15 protein-coding genes are annotated in these 16,719 nt (G+C 71.7%); 4 read left to right on the top strand and 11 right to left on the bottom strand.

Annotated features, from left to right (window positions below; all coding sequences use genetic code 11):
- The first annotated feature begins 234 nt into the window (after nt 1-234).
- On the top strand, nt 235-1,353 hold the full coding sequence (gene sfnG, locus ABEB12_RS37115) for a dimethylsulfone monooxygenase SfnG (protein WP_185060670.1): 1,119 nt from the start codon (nt 235-237) through the stop codon (nt 1,351-1,353).
- Here sfnG and ABEB12_RS37120 read toward each other — a convergent pair.
- The 7 genes from ABEB12_RS37120 to ABEB12_RS37150 form a co-directional block, all read right to left on the bottom strand.
- Nucleotides 1,350-2,408 (bottom strand): ferrochelatase, encoded by a 1,059-nt coding sequence (locus tag ABEB12_RS37120; RefSeq protein WP_185060669.1) that lies wholly within the window; start codon nt 2,406-2,408, stop codon nt 1,350-1,352. The two genes, sfnG and ABEB12_RS37120, sit on opposite strands and share 4 nt — an antisense overlap.
- Entirely contained in the window at nt 2,380-3,150 is a 771-nt protein-coding gene (gene fabI / locus ABEB12_RS37125) for an enoyl-ACP reductase FabI (protein WP_185060668.1), read from the bottom strand. The genes ABEB12_RS37120 and fabI overlap by 29 nt, the downstream gene beginning before the upstream one ends.
- 13 nt (nt 3,151-3,163) lie before the next feature.
- Nucleotides 3,164-3,868, bottom strand: a complete 705-nt coding sequence (gene fabG, locus ABEB12_RS37130) for a 3-oxoacyl-ACP reductase FabG (RefSeq protein ID WP_185060667.1) — start codon at nt 3,866-3,868, stop codon at nt 3,164-3,166.
- 33 nt (nt 3,869-3,901) lie between these two features.
- Complete coding sequence (locus ABEB12_RS37135; RefSeq protein WP_185060666.1) at nt 3,902-4,882, bottom strand: VWA domain-containing protein; 981 nt, start codon at nt 4,880-4,882, stop codon at nt 3,902-3,904.
- On the bottom strand, nt 4,882-5,829 hold the full coding sequence (locus tag ABEB12_RS37140; RefSeq protein WP_345703490.1) for a DUF58 domain-containing protein: 948 nt from the start codon (nt 5,827-5,829) through the stop codon (nt 4,882-4,884). Before ABEB12_RS37140 ends, ABEB12_RS37135 begins: the two co-directional genes overlap by 1 nt.
- Before the next feature lie 71 nt (nt 5,830-5,900).
- The gene (locus ABEB12_RS37145; protein WP_185060664.1) at nt 5,901-6,923 is read right to left on the bottom strand and encodes an AAA family ATPase; all 1,023 of its coding nucleotides are present in this window, start codon (nt 6,921-6,923) and stop codon (nt 5,901-5,903) included.
- Between the two features lie 94 nt (nt 6,924-7,017).
- Nucleotides 7,018-8,328 (bottom strand): NlpC/P60 family protein, encoded by a 1,311-nt coding sequence (locus ABEB12_RS37150; protein WP_345703478.1) that lies wholly within the window; start codon nt 8,326-8,328, stop codon nt 7,018-7,020.
- Between the two features lie 268 nt (nt 8,329-8,596).
- Between ABEB12_RS37150 and ABEB12_RS37155 the strand changes: the two genes are divergently transcribed.
- Genes ABEB12_RS37155 through ABEB12_RS37165 form a run of 3 tightly spaced genes read left to right on the top strand, consistent with a single transcriptional unit; the run spans nt 8,597 to nt 12,151 of the window.
- Nucleotides 8,597-11,422 carry an aconitate hydratase AcnA gene (locus tag ABEB12_RS37155; protein WP_185060663.1) on the top strand — a complete coding sequence of 942 codons (2,826 nt, stop codon included), beginning with the start codon at nt 8,597-8,599 and terminating at the stop codon, nt 11,420-11,422.
- A 43-nt stretch (nt 11,423-11,465) separates the two neighbouring features.
- Nucleotides 11,466-11,723 (top strand): ribbon-helix-helix protein, CopG family, encoded by a 258-nt coding sequence (locus tag ABEB12_RS37160; protein ID WP_221497676.1) that lies wholly within the window; start codon nt 11,466-11,468, stop codon nt 11,721-11,723.
- Complete coding sequence (locus ABEB12_RS37165) at nt 11,720-12,151, top strand: PIN domain-containing protein (protein ID WP_185060661.1); 432 nt, start codon at nt 11,720-11,722, stop codon at nt 12,149-12,151. The genes ABEB12_RS37160 and ABEB12_RS37165 overlap by 4 nt, the downstream gene beginning before the upstream one ends.
- A gap of 9 nt (nt 12,152-12,160) precedes the next feature.
- Here ABEB12_RS37165 and egtD read toward each other — a convergent pair whose 3' ends face one another.
- The 4 genes from egtD to egtA are packed head-to-tail and all read right to left on the bottom strand — an operon-like array spanning nt 12,161 to nt 16,585.
- Nucleotides 12,161-13,132 (bottom strand): L-histidine N(alpha)-methyltransferase, encoded by a 972-nt coding sequence (egtD, locus tag ABEB12_RS37170; protein ID WP_185060660.1) that lies wholly within the window; start codon nt 13,130-13,132, stop codon nt 12,161-12,163.
- Nucleotides 13,129-13,929 carry an ergothioneine biosynthesis protein EgtC gene (gene egtC, locus ABEB12_RS37175; protein WP_185060659.1) on the bottom strand — a complete coding sequence of 267 codons (801 nt, stop codon included), beginning with the start codon at nt 13,927-13,929 and terminating at the stop codon, nt 13,129-13,131. Before egtC ends, egtD begins: the two co-directional genes overlap by 4 nt.
- A gap of 8 nt (nt 13,930-13,937) precedes the next feature.
- Nucleotides 13,938-15,260 (bottom strand): ergothioneine biosynthesis protein EgtB, encoded by a 1,323-nt coding sequence (gene egtB, locus ABEB12_RS37180; RefSeq protein WP_185061361.1) that lies wholly within the window; start codon nt 15,258-15,260, stop codon nt 13,938-13,940.
- 20 nt (nt 15,261-15,280) lie between these two features.
- Entirely contained in the window at nt 15,281-16,585 is a 1,305-nt protein-coding gene (gene egtA, locus ABEB12_RS37185) for an ergothioneine biosynthesis glutamate--cysteine ligase EgtA (protein WP_185060658.1), read from the bottom strand.
- Between the last annotated feature and the right edge of the window lie 134 nt (nt 16,586-16,719).

The following is a 16,719-nucleotide window of genomic DNA, read 5'->3' on the forward strand; positions in this document are numbered from 1 at the left end:
ACGACCACTTCACCTCAACCCGCCGCCGATTGCCCGGAAACTTGCCGATCCGGCAAAACCCGGACCATGGCCCGGGTCACGGGGCCATTGACATAAGTTGACTGTTCTGATGGATTTGGTCATATGAAGCTCACCCAGCGGCGGTACATCGACTACGCGCTGGTCAGCTCCCAGGGCTGTCGGTTCTGAACCCCTTCCCGCCCGTACCCGTACCTCGAGCCAGGGAGTTCAGCCATGTCGGCACACCCGTCCACCGACCCGATCAAGTTCGCCTACTGGGTGCCCAACGTGTCCGGTGGCCTGGTCACCAGCACGATCGAGCAGCGCACCGACTGGGGCTACGACTACAACCGTGAGCTGGCCGTGCTGGCCGAGAACAACGGCTTCGACTACGCGCTCTCCCAGGTGCGGTACATGGCCAGCTACGGCGCCGAGTACCAGCACGAGTCGACCAGCTTCTCGCTGGCCCTGCTGCTGGCCACCCAGCGGCTGAAGGTGATCGCCGCGGTCCACCCCGGCCTGTGGCACCCCGGCGTGCTGGCCAAGCTCGGCGCCACCTCGGACCACCTGTCCAACGGCCGGTTCGCGGTGAACGTGGTGAGCGGCTGGTTCAAGGGCGAGTTCACCGCGCTGGGCGAGCCCTGGCTGGAGCACGACGAGCGGTACCGCCGGTCCGAGGAGTTCATCCGGGCGCTGCGCGGCATCTGGACCGAGGACAACTTCGAGCTCCCCGGTGACTTCTACCGGATCCGGGACTTCTCGCTCAAGCCCAAGCCGGTCGAGGTGCCCGGCCGCCCGCATCCGGAGATCTTCCAGGGCGGCAACTCGACCGCCGCACGGGCGATGGCCGGCCGGGTCTCCGACTGGTACTTCAGCAACGGCAAGGACTACGAGGGCGCCGCCGAGCAGCTGCACGACGTGAACCGGTCCGCCGCCGAGCACGGCCGTTCGGTGAACTTCGGGCTGAACGGCTTCATCATCGCCCGCGACACCGAGAAGGAAGCCCGGGAGACCCTGCGGGAGATCATCGCCAAGGCGCACAAGCCGTCCGTGGAGGGCTTCCGGGACGCGGTCACCCAGGCCGGCCGGTCCACCTCCGACCAGAAGGGCATGTGGGCGGACTCGTCGTTCGAGGACCTGGTGCAGTACAACGACGGCTTCCGCACCCAGCTGATCGGCACTCCCGAGCAGATCGCCGAGCGCATCGTGAAGTACAAGGCCCTGGGCGTGGACCTGATTCTGGCCGGCTTCCTGCACTACCACGAGGAGGTCGAGTACTTCGGCCGCCACGTCCTCCCCATCGTCCGCGACCTGGAAACCCGCCTCACCACCCGGCAGCCGGTCACGGTCTAGCGGCGCGGCCGGGCGGGCAGGCAGCAGTCGGGGGCGCAGGGGGCGCCGTTCGCCGTACAGCCGGCGGACGGGACCTGGCCGAGGGAACGGGCGGGAGCGTGCTCGGTGTGCTCGCGGACCAGTTCGACCACCATCCGGGCGAAGCGGTCGTCCTCGCCCGCGGCGGCGGCGCGGGCAAACGCCATGCCGTGCTCGGCGGCCCGCTCCCGCGCCTCGTTGTCCAGGTCCCAGACCACCTCGACGTGGTCGCTCACGAATCCGACCGGGCAGACCAGCACCCCCGGGAGCGCCTTTCCGTGCAGCTCGTCCAGGTGGTCCAGTACGTCCGGCTCCAGCCAGGGCACGCTGGGCGGCCCGGAGCGGGACTGCCACACGACGTCGTAGTCCGGCGCACCCACTTGGGCGGCGACCAGCCGGGCCGCCTCCGCCACCTGGCGGGAGTAGCGGTGCCCGCCCTCGGCCGGGGGGCCGGCGGCCGCGTCGGCGGCGCTCGGGATGGAGTGCGCGGTGAACACCAGCCGGTACCCGTCGGGCAGTGACCCGGCGGCCGCCCTGGTGGCATCGGCGACGCTGCCGACGAACTCGGGGTGGTCGAAGAACTGCCGCAGCTTGACCAGCTCGGGCGCGCCCTCGCCCACCGAGGCGCGCGCCCGGGCGATGTCCTCGTGGTACTGCCGGCAGGCCGAGTAACCGCCGTACGCGCTGGTCGCCAGCACCAGGGCGCGGCGCACCCCGTCGGCGGCCATCCGGGCCACGGTGTCCTCCACCAGTGGGTGCCAGTTGCGGTTGCCGAAGTACACCGGCAGGTCCAGCCCGGCGGCGGCCAGCTCGCGCTCCACCCGGGCGATCAGCTCGCGGTTGCGGGCGTTGATCGGCGAGACGCCGCCGAAGTGGTCGTAGTGCTTGGCCACCTCGAGCAGGCGCTCCCGGGGTACGCCGCGCCCGGCGGTCACCCGCTCCAGGAACGGCAGCACGTCGTCCGGCCCCTCCGGGCCGCCGAACGACAGTACGAGAAGCGCCTGGTAGTCAGACCCCGATCGCGTGGAAGCCACCATCCGCCCACACCATCGATCCGGTGGTCACCGGCAGCCAGTCGGAGAACAGCGCGCAGCAGGTGCGGGCCACCGGCTCCGGGTCGGCGACGTCCCAGCCCAGCGGGGCGCGGCCGTCCCAGGCGTCCTCGAAGGCGGCGAACCCGGGGATGGACTTGGCCGCCATGGTCTTCACCGGGCCGGCCGCGACCAGGTTCACCCGGATGCCCTGGGGGCCGAGGTCACGGGCCAGGTAGCGGCAGGTGGACTCCAGCGCCGACTTGGCCACGCCCATCCAGTCGTAGGCCGGCCAGGCCTGCCGGTTGTCGAAGTCCATGCCCACGATCGACCCGCCACTTCCCATCAACGGCAGGCAGGCGGTGGCCAGCGACTTGAACGAGTAGGCGCTGACCTGCAGGGTCTGCGCCACGTCCTCCCACGGCGCGGCCAGGAACGCCCCGTCGCCCAGGCAGCTGGCCGGGGCGAAACCGATGGAGTGCAGCACCCCGTCCAGGCCGTCGGCGTGCTCGCGCACCCGCTCGGCCAGGCTGTCCAGCTGCGCCTGGTCGGAGACGTCCAGCTCCAGCACCGGCGCGGGCTCCGGCAGCCGCTGCGCGATGCGCTCCACCAGGCGCATCCGGCCGAACCCGGTGAGCACCACCTGTGCGCCCTGCTGCTGCGCCACCTTGGCCACGTGGAAGCCCAGCGAGGCGTCGGTGATCACTCCGGTGATCAGCAGCCGCTTGCCCTCAAGAAGGCCGGTCATGTGTTCCTCTCTGTTAGTGGCCCATGCCCAGGCCGCCGTCCACCGGGATCACCGCTCCGGTGACGTAGCCGGCCGGCTCGGAAGCCAGCCAGGTGGTGACGGCGGCGATCTCCTCTGGCTTGGCGATCCGGCCCAGCGGGATCTGGCCCATGATCTCCTGCTGGCGCTTCTCCCCCAGCTCGGCGGTCATGTCGGTCTCCACGAACCCGGGCGCGACCACGTTGGCGGTGATCGACCGGCTGCCCAGCTCCCGGGCGATCGACCGGGCCAGCCCGACCAGGCCGGCCTTGGAGGCGGCGTAGTTGACCTGCCCCGCGCCGCCGGACAGCCCGACCACCGAGGAGATGAAGATCATGCGCCCGGACCGGGCCCGCAACATCGGCCGTGCGGCCCGCTTGGCCACCCGGTAGGCGCCGGCCAGGTTGGCGTCCAGCACCCGGTTGAACTGGTCGTCGCTCATCCGCATGAGCAACGTGTCGTCGGTGATGCCGGCGTTCGACACCAGCACCTCGACCGGCCCGTGCGCCTGCTCCACCTCGGTGAACGCGGCGTCCACGGCCGCCGAGTCGGTCACGTCGCACTGCACCCCGAACAACCCGTCCGGGGCGCCCGAACCTCGGTGCGTGACCGCCACCTTGTCGCCCTGCTCGGCGAACGCTCGCGCGATCGCCAACCCGATACCCCTATTGCCGCCGGTGACCAACACGCTGCGTCCCACGAGCCCAAGGCTATCCAACGCGGCCGGGAGAACTCAGGGCAGGCGGCGGCCGAGGACGAAGGCGCTGGCCATTCCGAGCATGGCCAGGAGGGTGCCGACCACCAACCAGGGGTGGCTCACGTCCACCCGGCGCACCTCGTAGCCGATCTGTTCGCCCAGCGTGGCGTACACCTGCCGGAGCTCCTCCTGGCTGGCGGCGGTGAAGAACTGGCCGCCGGAGATCTGCGCGATCTCGTGCAGCGACGCGTCGTCCACCGGCACCGGGGTGCTGCGCCCGCTCAGGTCGATCCGGCCGAACAGCGTGCCGAAGGAGATCGTGGAGATCGGGATCTTGTCCTTGGCCGCCTCCCGGGCGGCGGTGAACGAGCCGCGCGTTTCGTTCTCCCCCTCCGGCCCGGGCAGGGTCTGCTTGCCGTCGCTCATCAGCACGATGCGCGCCGGCGGGGGCCCCTCGCCGGTGCCGGCCAGCACCTGGGACAGGCTCTTCACCGACTGCAGCGCGGCAAAGATCGCCTCACCGGTCGCGGTGGACTCGGAGGTCTGCAGGTTCTCGATGGCCTGCTTCACCGGCTCCCGCTCGACCGTCGGCGACACCAGCACGGCGGCGGTGCCGGCGAACGAGATCAGGCCCAGGTTGATGCCCGGGGTGAGCCGGTCGGCGAACTCCTTGGCCGCCGCCTTGGCGGCGAGCAGCCGGCTGGGCGCGACGTCGGTGGCCTTCATGGACAGCGAGACGTCGATCACCATCATCACCGTGGCTCGGTTGCGCGGCACCTTGGCCTCGGCGTTCGGCCCGGACAGCGCGACGGTCAGCAGGACCAGCGCGACCAGCAGCAACGCCGTCGGCACGTGCCGGGTCCAGCGCCGCTTGCCCTTGGCCACCTGCTCCAGCACGGCCAGGTTGCTGAACTTCAGCACGTCCCGGCGGCGCCGCCGCTCCATCCACAGGTAGCCGGCGACCAGGGCCGCCACCACCACCAACAGCAGCAGCCACCACGGCTGGTTGAAGCTCATCACACCACCGCCGGCCGGCCGCCGCTGATCGGCTGGCGCCCGGAGGCGTCCGACCACTGCCGCTTGCGGGCCACCGCGAACCGCACCACGTCGGCGATCCAGTCCCGGTCGGTGCGCAGCGTGAGGTGCCCCGCGCCGGACCGGCGCAGCGCCGTCGCCACCTTCTCCCGGTGCGCGGCGGCCGCCGCCGCGAACTCCCGGCAGAGCAGCGGCGTGGTGTCCACCTCACGCTGCTTCCCGGTCTCCGGGTCGGCCAGCACCACCGTGCCGACCTCGGGCAGCTCCACGTCCCTGGGGTCCAGCACCTCGACGGCGAGCAGGTCGTGGCGGGCGGAGAGCGCGCGCAGCGGCCGCTCCCAGTCGGTGTCGCCGAGGAAATCCGAGATCACCACGGCCAGCCCCCGCCGGCGCGGCGGCCGGCGCAGCTGTTCGACCGCCTTGGCCAGGTCACCCCGGGTGCCCTCGGGCGCCTTCGGCGTCTGGGCCACCCGCCTGATCAGGCCCCTGGCGTGCATCAGCCCGCCCCGGGCCGGAATGCGGACGGTGCGCTCGCCGGTGGAGACCAGCGCGCCGATCCGGTTGCCACCGCCCCGGGTCAGGTGCACCATCGCGGCGGTCGCGGCCACCGCGAGGTCCCGCTTCTCACAGCTGGCGGTGCCGAAGTCCAGGCTGGCGGAGAGGTCCACGACCAGCCAGGTCTCCAGCTCCCGGTCCGCCTCGGTCTCCCGGATGTGCGGCTCGGTGGTGCGCGCGGTGACCGCCCAGTCCATCCGCCGCACGTCGTCGCCCGGCTGGTACGGCCGCGCCTCACCCAGCTCGCTGCCGGGTCCGGGAACCAGGCCGATGTGGTTGCCCTGGAGCAACCCGTCCAGCCGGCGCCGCACGTTCAGCTCGAGCACCCGCAGCGCGGCCTCGAGCTTGCCGTCCCGCAGGTTGGGCGGCGCGATGCCCGGCCGCTCGTCCTCGGCGGGGTCCGGGTGGGCGGGATGAACCCGCTCGGGCGGCGGGGTCGGACCGGTCACTGCGCCGTCGCGTACTGCGGCCGGGAGCTGACCTGGGGCAGCGGCACGGTCTGCAGCACCCTGGACAGGATGTGGTCCACCGGCACCGAGTCGGCGACCGCGTCGTAGGACAGCACCAGCCGGTGCCGCAGCACGTCCGGCGCCACGTCCATCACGTCCTGCGGCAGCACGTAGTCCCGGCCCCGGATCAGGGCCAGCGCACGGGCGGCGGCCACGATGCCCAGGCTGGCCCGGGGCGAGGCGCCGTAGGAGACCCAGCCGGCGACGTCGTCGAGGCCGTGCTCGCCGGGCGCCCGGGTGGCCACCACCAGCCGCACCACGTAGTCGACCAGCGCGTGGTGCACGAACACCCGGGAGGCCACGTCCTGCAGCCGGACCAGCTCGTTCGGGTTCAGGATCTGCTCGGCCACCGGGGGCTCGACGCCCATCCGGTAGATGATCTCCCGTTCCTCCTCGAGGTTCGGGTACTCGATGATGATCTTGAAGAGGAAGCGGTCACGCTGCGCCTCGGGCAGCGGATAGACGCCCTCGTTCTCGATCGGGTTCTGCGTGGCCAGCACCAGGAACGGGTTGGGCATCGGGAAGGTCTTGCCGCCGATGGACAGGTGCCGCTCGGCCATCACCTCGAGCATGGCGGACTGCACCTTGGCCGGCGCGCGGTTGATCTCGTCGGCCAGCACGAAGTTGGCCACCACGGGACCGAGCTCGACGTCGAACTGCTCCTTGCCCTGGCGGTAGATCCGGGTGCCCAGGATGTCGGCCGGCACCAGGTCGGGGGTGAACTGCAGGCGGGCGAAGCTGCCGCCGACCACCTTCGCCACGGTCTCCACGGCGAGCGTCTTGGCCACGCCGGGCACGCCCTCGAGCAGCAGGTGGCCCCTGGAGAGCAGGCCGACGAGCATCCGCTCGACCAGCCGGTCCTGCCCGACGATGACCCGCTTCACCTCGAACACCGTGCGTTCGAGCAGCTCGCCCTCCCGGGCCGGGCTGGGCGGACCGCTCTGCTCCGGCTTGGTCACGCGCGTCTCCCTCTCCTGCCGTAACTCGGAGAATCCCCCCGGGTCTACGGCACACCCAACCGCGTCGGCCGTATAACCGAGGTGAAGACACCCGTCAGATCAGCCGGCGGGCGTAGGGCAGCAGCCCGTCCCGGCGGAGCGGGGTGATCCGGACCTTGCCGCCGGAGTACGGCGCCTCCACCATCTGGTCGTCGCCGAGGTAGAGCGCCACGTGGTGCACGCCCCCGTCGTCGGCCCAGAACAGCATGTCCCCGGGCCTGATCTGGGAGATCGGGACCTTCTGGCCCTTGTTCGCCTGGTAGCCGCTGAAGTGCGGCAGCCCGATGCCGGCCGCGCCGAACGCGTAGATCATCAGGCCGGAGCAGTCGAAGCCGGTCTTCCGGAAGTCGCCGAACGAGTCAGCGACGCCGCCGTCCTTGATGCCCTTGGTCGGCCCGCCCGAGTTGCCGCCGCCCCAGGCGTAGCTGACGCCGACCTGGGACACCGCCCGGTCGATCACCGCCTGGATGCCCCCGGTCGCGCCACCCCGGGACACCCGCCCGGCGGCGGCCGCCTGGGCCGCCCGGGCCGCGGCGGCGATCTGTTCCTGGTACTGCAGGTACCGCTGGCGCTGGGCCCGCAGGCCGGCGTCGCGGGAGGTGAGCGTGTCCAGCTGGCGCTCGATCAGGTCGCGCTGGGTGTTGACCTGGTTCAGCTCGGCCATGCCGGCGGCCACGGCCGTCCGGGCGGTGGCCACCGCGCCGTCGGCCGTGCGCTTCGCCCCGGCCGCGGCCGCCTGCTTGGCCCGCGCCTCCTCGTGCGCCGCGCGGGCCAGCGAGTCGGCGTTGACCTTGGCCACCCTGGCCCGCTGCAGTGCGTCCAGCGCGTCCCGCTGCTGGTCGGCCACCGCCTGGGTCAGCTCGGCCCGCTCCACCAGCTCCTCGGGGTTGGCCGCCTCGAGCAGCAGCCCGAGCGCGCCGGCCTGTGCGCCCTGCTGGTAGGCGACCGCGATGAACTCGTCCAGCTGCCGGTGGGCGTCCTCGATGGCGTTCGCCGCCGCCGCCGACTCGGTCCGGGTGGCGTCCGCCCGCGCCGCGGCGGCGGCCGCGTCCTGCTCGGCGGCCTGCAGGTCGACCAGCGCCTTGTTCGCGCTCTCCTGACGGGCCTGCAGCTTCAGGCCCAGCTGGTCGGCCTTGGCCTGCACCTCGGCCAGCTGGCTGGTCAGCTTGCCGACCTGTCCGGCCGCGGTGGTCACGTCCTGCCGGCTCTGCTCCAGCTGCTGGTCGGACGGGTTCGGCGGGGGCGTCGGCGGCGGGGCGGGGTCGGCGAGCGCCACCCCGCTACCGCCGACCATGGATGCGGCCAATGCCGTGGCGACCAGCACGACGACGGCAGCCCGCCGCGCGTACGCCCGCCAGCGATGCACGACCGACCTCCACCCGTCCGTGATCGATAGATCGTCCGGACCTTCTCACTTTGGGGGCGGATATCGCGGGACCCACACCGATGGTGGTCACAAACTGTGGCGATCACCGCACGCTCGACTTTCAAGCAGTACGCGCGTACTGTTTGGGATAGGGGTCCACCGGATACCCGTTCAGTGGGTATGCGAAAGACTGCCGGTGACGCCCGTACCACCACCCCGGTCCCGGTCACCCGAGCACGGGGACCAGGCTCGTAGGAGAGGACGCGACGTGAGTGCGACAAACCCGACTGACAGCTACGGCGCACGCGGCACCCTGAAGGTCGGCGACGCCGAACACGAGATCTTCCGGCTGTCCGCGGTCAAGGGTGCCGAACGACTGCCGTACAGCCTCAAGGTGCTGCTGGAGAACCTTCTGCGCACCGAGGACGGCGCGAACGTCACCGCCGAGCACATCCGCGCGCTGGCCGAGTGGGACCCGGCGGCCGACCCGAGCACGGAGATCCAGTTCACCCCGGCCCGAGTGATCATGCAGGACTTCACCGGCGTGCCGTGCGTGGTCGACCTGGCCACCATGCGCGAGGCCGTGACCGAGCTGGGCGGGGACCCGTCCAAGGTCAACCCGCTGGCCCCGGCCGAGCTGGTCATCGACCACTCGGTGATCATCGACATCTTCGGCACCCCGGACGCCTTCGAGCGCAACGTGGAGTTCGAGTACGGCCGCAACAAGGAGCGCTACCAGTTCCTGCGCTGGGGCCAGGGGGCGTTCGACGAGTTCAAGGTGGTGCCGCCGGGCACCGGCATCGTGCACCAGGTCAACATCGAGCACCTGGCCCGCACCGTGATGACCCGGGGCGGCCAGGCCTACCCGGACACCCTGGTCGGCACGGACAGCCACACCACCATGGTCAACGGCCTGGGCGTGCTGGGCTGGGGCGTCGGCGGCATCGAGGCCGAGGCCGCCATGCTCGGCCAGCCGGTGTCCATGCTGATCCCGAGGGTGGTCGGCTTCAAGCTGACCGGCGAGATCCCGCCCGGCGCCACCGCCACCGACGTGGTGCTGACCATCACCGAGATGCTGCGCCGGCACGGCGTGGTCGGCAAGTTCGTGGAGTTCTACGGCGAGGGCGTGGCGGCGGTGCCGCTGGCCAACCGGGCCACCATCGGCAACATGAGCCCCGAGTTCGGCTCCACCTGCGCGATCTTCCCGATCGACGACGAGACGGTCCGCTACCTGAAGCTCACCGGCCGGTCCGCCGAGCAGATCGCCCTGGTCGAGGCGTACGCCAAGGAGCAGGGCCTCTGGCACGACCCGGCCGCCGAGGCACACTACTCGGAGACCCTCGAGCTGGACCTGTCGACGGTGGTGCCGTCCATCGCCGGCCCGAAGCGCCCGCAGGACCGCATCGCGCTGTCCGACGCCAAGTCCTCCTTCCGCAAGTCGCTGCACGACTACACCGACGACGCCGAGGCCCCCGCCACCCCGCACAACCACGTGGACGAGGCCGGGCGGGAGTCCTTCCCGGCCAGCGACTCGCCGGCGGTCGGCTTCGCCGACGACGACGCCGAGCCGACGGTGAGCCACTCCGCGGCCAACGGCGGCCAGGGCCGCCCGTCCAAGCCCACCCAGGTGCGCTCGGAGTCGCGCGGCGACTTCGTGCTGGACCACGGCGCGGTGGTGATCGCCTCCATCACCTCGTGCACCAACACGTCCAACCCGTCGGTGATGCTCGGCGCGGCGTTGCTGGCCAAGAACGCGGTGGACCGAGGGCTGTCGGTGAAGCCGTGGGTGAAGACCTCCATGGCGCCCGGCTCGCAGGTGGTCACCGACTACTACGAGAAGGCCAACCTGTGGCCGTACCTGGAGAAGCTGGGCTACCACCTGGTCGGCTACGGGTGCACCACCTGCATCGGCAACTCCGGCCCGCTGCCCGAGGAGATCTCGGCGGCGGTGAACGAGGCCGACCTTTCGGTGGTTTCCGTGCTGTCCGGCAACCGCAACTTCGAGGGCCGGATCAACCCGGACGTGAAGATGAACTACCTGGCCTCGCCGCCACTGGTGATCGCCTACGCGCTGGCCGGGACCATGGACTTCGACTTCGAGAACCAGCCCCTGGGCACCGGCACGGACGGCCGGCCGGTGTACCTGCGCGACATCTGGCCGAACCCGGCCGAGGTGCAGCAGGTGATCGACTCGTCGATCAACCAGGAGATGTTCACCAAGGACTACGCCGACGTGTTCGCCGGCGACGATCGGTGGCGGTCGCTGCCCACTCCGGAGGGCAAGACCTTCGAGTGGGACGCCAAGTCCACCTACGTCCGCAAGCCCCCGTACTTCGACGGCATGGCGGCGTCGCCGGAACCGGTGGCGGACATCTCCGGTGCCCGGGTGCTGGCGCTGCTCGGCGACTCGGTGACCACCGACCACATCTCGCCGGCCGGCGCGATCAAGGAGGGCACCCCCGCCGCCCAGTACCTCACCTCGCACGACGTGGAGAAGAAGGACTTCAACTCCTACGGATCCCGCCGGGGCAACCACGAGGTGATGATCCGGGGCACGTTCGCCAACATCCGGCTGCGCAACCAGCTGCTGGACAACGTGAGCGGCGGCTACACCCGGGACTTCACCCAGGACGACGCCCCCCAGGCGTTCATCTACGACGCCGCGCAGAACTACGCTGCTGAGGGCATCCCGCTGGTCGTGCTGGGCGGCAAGGAGTACGGCTCCGGCTCGTCCCGGGACTGGGCGGCCAAGGGCACCGCGCTGCTGGGTGTGCGAGCGGTGATCGTGGAGTCGTTCGAGCGGATCCACCGGTCCAACCTGATCGGCATGGGCGTGCTGCCGCTGCAGTTCCCGTCCGGCGAGTCGGCCTCCTCGCTGGGCCTGGACGGCACCGAGACCTTCGACATCAGCGGGGTCACCGGCCTGAACGACGGTTCCACGCCGTCCACCGTGCACGTCACCGCGACGAAGCCGGGCGGGGAAAAGATCGAGTTCGACGCGGTCGTCCGCATCGATACCCCCGGCGAGGCCGACTACTACCGCAACGGCGGCATCCTGCAGTACGTCCTGCGCCGCATGCTCGCCGACAACTAGCGGGCGAGGGGCTCCGCAGACCTGCACATGCTAATGTATGAGCATGTCTGCGGAGCTCACTCGGCGCCTTCAGGTGTTGTTGGACGAGCCCCGCTATGCGCGCCTGGAACGCACTGCGCGCGAACGGGGCACTTCGGTGGCCACGATCGTGCGTGAGGCGATCGATGCGGCGTTTCCCGACGATGGACCGGACCGCGCCGAGGCTGCACGCCGGTTCCTCGCGGCGGACCCGATCGCGTTCGGCGACTGGGCCGACGTCAAGGGCGAACTCGACGACTACTACGGACCCTCCGCCCCGTGACCCGTTTCCTCTTCGACACCGCGGTGTTCGTCTACGCGCGTGGCGCCGAACATCCGTACCGCGAGCCGTGCCGGCAGATCATCGAACTCACCGGCCGGGGAATTTTACGCGGCGAAGCCAGCGTGGAGCTGGTCGGCGAGTTTGCGCACATTCTGCGTCGGCGCGGGTTGGCCCCCAAGTCGGTGGCCGAACTGTCCCGCCAGGTTGCCGCGATGTGTCGGCTGCACGCGCTCGAGCCGGAGGACCTCAGCACGGCCCTCACCATGCTGGTCGGCCACCCTCGGCTTGGCGTGCGAGACGCGCTGCACGTGGCCACCGCGCTACGCCGGGGTATCGGGCTGATCGTGTCCTCGGACCGCGACCTTGACGGAATCCCCGGCGTCGAACGGGTCGACCCGGTGGATGCGGTGGCTCGGCTCGCCCCCTAGGGAGTTCTGCTACAGCGCTGTGGCGAGGGTGAGGGCGAAGCGGTTGGTCGAGTCGGTCCACCATTCGGTCAGCTCGAAGCCGGCCGCCCTCAGCTCGGTGCGCACGCCGTCGCGGCGGAACTTGGCCGACACCTCGGTGAGCAGCTCCTCGCCCTCGGCGAAGGGAACATCCAGGCCCAGCTCGGCGACGTGCACGATCATCCGGCGGGTCGCGCGCAGCCGCATCTCGATCCACTCCCGCTCGGCGTTCCACAGGGCGACGTGCCGGAACGCGCCCAGGTCGAAGTCGGCGTCCAGCTCGCGGTTGAGCACCCGCAGCACGTTCAGGTTGAACTCGGCGGTCACCCCGGACGGGTCGTCGTACGCGGTGACCATGGTCGCCGGGTCGATCACCAGGCCGGCGCCCAGCAGCAGCTGCTCGCCCGGCCGCAGCGCGGCCCGGGCCGAGTGCAGGAAGTCGGCCCGCTCGGCGGGCACCAGGTTGCCGATGGTGCCGCCGAGGAAGGCGAGCAGGCGCTTGCCGCGCGCCGGGATGCGGCCCAGGTGCTGGGTGAAGTCCCCGACGATGCCGTGCACGGACAGCGCCGGGTACTCCTCGGCCAGCGACCTCGCCGCGTCCCGCAGTGCGCTCTCCGACACGTCCAGCGGCAGGTAACCGCGCAGCGTGCCGGCTTCGGTCAGCGCGTCCAGCAGCCACCGGGTCTTCTCCGAGGAGCCGGAACCCAGCTCGACCAACGTCTCCGCCCCGGAGGCGGCGGCGATCTCGCCGGCCCGCTCGCGCAGGATCTCCCGCTCCGCGTTGAACGGGTAGTACTCGGCCAGCTCGGTGATCCGTTCGTACAGCTCGCTGCCGCGCGCGTCGTAGAACCACTTCGGCGGCAGCACCTTCGGGATGGCGGTCAGCCCCGCCCTGGCGTCCGCGCGCAGCGCGGCCTGGCCGTCGGCCTCGGTCAGATAGACGTCGAGCACGGCGGTCGTCATCGGGCTCCTTCGGGGTGGGTGGGGCGGGTGCGATGGGTCAGGCGTTCCACGGGCTGGGTGGTGGCGGAACCGGGGCGGGCCACCACCAGGTGACCGTCCGGGACCGGTACCCAGCCGGGCAGTTCGTCATGCGGTTCGGAGGCGACGAGCACGCCGTCCGGTTCCTCACGCACCGCCAGCGAATGCCGCCAGGCGGTGGCGTAGACCGTCCGGCCGTCGGTGAGCAGCAGGTTCAGCTTCGAGCCCCCGGCCGCGCCGGCGACCTCGCGGACCACGCCGGCGAGCACGTCGGCGGGGTCGGCGCCGGTGCGCAGCCGGGCCCGCACCAGTGCCCAGAGCAGGCATGCGTCGGTCGGCGCGTCCAACGTGAGCAGGTCGGTGACCGGCAGCGCGCCGGCCAGGCCGGCCACCGAACCCGGCCAGCCGGTGACCACCCCGTTGTGGCTGAACAGCCAGCGGCCGTCGGTGAACGGGGCGCACGCGGTGCTCACCACCGGCATCCCCGCGGTCGCCGACCGGACGGCCGCGAGCACCGCGCCGGACTCGGTCACCGGCGCGAGGTCGGCGAACGAGGCGTCGGTCCAGAACGGCCGCTCGGTGCGGTACCGGACCGGCTGGCGGGCCCGCACGGCGCCCGCGCCCGGATACCAGCCGACGCCGAAGCCGTCCGCGTTGATGGTGCCCCCGCCGCGCATGTCCCGGGGCGCGTAGGACTGCCGGAGCAGGCCGTACTCCGGGGTCAGCAGCAGCTCGGACAGCGGGCGCGGTGGACCCAGGTAAGCCAGATGACGGCACATGACCCCGGTTACGCCACCCGTCCGGCTTCGGCGGGAGTGGCGTCCCTGGCGCACCGGAAACCGGAGAAGATCTGCCGGCGGATCGGGTGATCCCAGTTGCGGAAGGTGCCCCGTACGGCCGCCGCGTCGGCCCCGAACGAGCCGCCGCGCAGCACCCGGTAGTCCCCGCCGAAGAACACCTCGGAGTACTCCGGGTACGGGAACATCTGGAAGCCCGGGTACGGGTGCCAGCCCGAGGAGGTCCACTCCCACACGTCCCCGATGAGCTGGTGCACGCCCAGCGGCGACGCCCCCTTCGGGTAGGCGCCGACCGGGGCCGGGCCGAGGTGGCGCTGGCCCAGGTTGGCGTGTTCGGGGGTCGGGTCCTCGTCGCCCCACGGGTAGCGCCGAGAGCGGCCGGTGGCCGGGTCCCAGCGGGCGGCCTTCTCCCACTCCGCCTCGGTGGGCAGGCGCCGGCCGGCCCAGGCAGCGAACGCGGCGGCCTCGTGGAAGCAGACGTGCACCACCGGCTCGTCCTCGCGCACCGGTTCCACCACGCCGAACCGCCGCCGCCACCAACGCCCGTCCGCCCGGTGCCAGAACAGCGGGGCCGCCAGGTCGCCCTCCACCCGGTGGCGCCAGCCCTCCTCGCTCCACCAGCGCGGATCGGTGTAGCCGCCGGCGTCGACGAACTCGGCGTACCGGCCGTTGGTCACCGGCGCGGTGTCGATCACGAAGGCGGGCAGGTCGACCCGGTGGGCGGGCCGTTCGTTGTCCAGCGCCCACGGCTCGGTGGAGGTGCCCATGGTGAACGGGCCGGCCGGGACCAGCACCTCGGACGCCGTGGGCGGGGCCACCGGCGGCGGGGGCGGCTCGGCGTTCAGCACCGGGGCACCCGCGCGCAGCTGGTGGGTGGCCAACATGGTCTCGTCGTGCTGCTGCTCGTGCTGCACGATCATGCCGAAGACGAACGCGTGCTCCTCCAGCCGCCGCCCGCTCAGCCGGCTGTCGTGCAGCGCGTCCAGCGCCTTCTCCCGCACCTGCGCCACGTAGTCCCTGGTCTCCTCCGGGGTGAGCAGCGGCAGCTCCACCCGGCTGGCCCGGGAGTGCTGGAAGGCGTCGTACAGCCCGTCGATCTCCGGTCGCAGCGGCGCCCGGCCCCCCACGTCCCGCACCAGCCAGAGTTCCTCCTGGCTGCCGATGTGCGCCAGATCCCAGACCAGCGGGGACATCAGCGGCGAGTGCTGGCGCACCAGGTCGGCCTCGTCGACCGACTCGGTGAGCACGGCGCTGCGCGCCCGCCCCCTGGCCAGCTCGGCGGTCACGTGGTCACGCAGCGTGTCGGCGGTCATCTCGATCAGCGGAGTGTCGGTCACGGGGTTCCTCCCGAGTCGATGTTCGGGATGTCGGCGGTGTCGGCCAGGTCATCTCCGGGGCAACGGCCGCGCAGCGCCCGCAGCACGGCCCTGGACACCAGCGCGCGGACCGGTCCCGGGCCGATCAGCGCGGGCAGCGCGTCACCGGCCAGGGTGAAAACCTCGGCCGCGGCCTTGGCCAGCGCCGGGTCGGCCAGCCCGACGCGCGCGGCGTCCAGCCAGCGGCCGGCCACCGGCAGGCAGGCCAGCAGCGCGGCCTCGGTGGTCTTCCGCTCGGCGAGCAGTGCGGCCAGCACGGCAACCGGAACCACCCACTCGTCGCCCACCTGCGCGTCCACGTACCGCACCTCCACGTGGCCGTGCGGGCGGACCGGCGGGAACAGCGTGGACAGGTGCAGGTCCAGGTCCTCGGTGGTCGGCGGGACGGGTATCGCGCCGGCCAGCCAGTCGGCGAAGCTGACCCCGGGCGGGGTCACCCAGTCCCCCGGCCCGCGCCGGCAGATCACCCCCGCGTCCATCGCCCGCCGGGCGTAGCCGGCCACCGGGTCGGCCTGGCCGGGCTCCGGTGGCGCGGTGCGCGGCGGGTCGAGCGCCAACCAGACGGCCATCCGGGAGGACTTCCACCCGGTGCGCCGGCCGTGCAGGGTCGGCGAGTTGGCCAGGGCTGCGATGAGCACCGGACCCAGCGCGTGCAGGGCGGTCCAGCGCAGCTCCAGGTCGTCGCGCTCGCCCAGGTCGAAGCAGGGTTGCACGGCGGCGGTGGAGCACATCATGCTGCGTCCCTCGCTGCCCAGCCGGTCGAAGGCCGTCTCCATCGCCGTGTACCTGGGCGTGCCGAGCACCCGGTGCGCGGGCAGCACCGGGTCGGCCGCTGACCGGCCGGGGTAAAGATCGTGGGAGGCGAGTCGGGCGTGCAACTCTGCCGCGTCCGAACGGACCTCGTGGACCAAGTTGTCGAGCCGCTCGTAGGGGCGACTGGCGAGCTCTACCTGGCCACCGGGCTCCACCGTGACCGTGGAACCGAAAGTCAAGGGAAGTGCTGGTGAATCGGGGGCTAGCGAGGTTGGGGCATGGGGACCGAGTGCGTCCGCGAGGGTTGTCGCGTCGAGCGGATGGGGTGGGCGCGCTCGGCGCGTGAGTAACCACTCCAGCTCGACACCGAGCAACCGGGGTGGGCCGTGCTTGAAACACACCGAGGCCACGTAGGCCTCGGCCTCCTCCCGGCTGCGCAGCACCCGCACAGCCCGTTCCGCCAGGCTCGACTCGTTCTTGCGCGCCTTGGCGGCCGCACGCGGTGACATCTCCCGACCTCCCGGATATCACTCGTCCAGCTCCGGATCGACGCTACACAAGGACCCCGACAAAAGCAGGGCGCCGGCTGAGGCCGTAATAATTGGACGCCGGGTGCGCCGAACCACCTGACAATCCGTACATA

The sequence above is a fragment of the Actinospineispora eucalypti genome (assembly GCF_039543365.1).
GTDB lineage: Bacteria > Actinomycetota > Actinomycetes > Mycobacteriales > Pseudonocardiaceae > Pseudonocardia > Pseudonocardia eucalypti.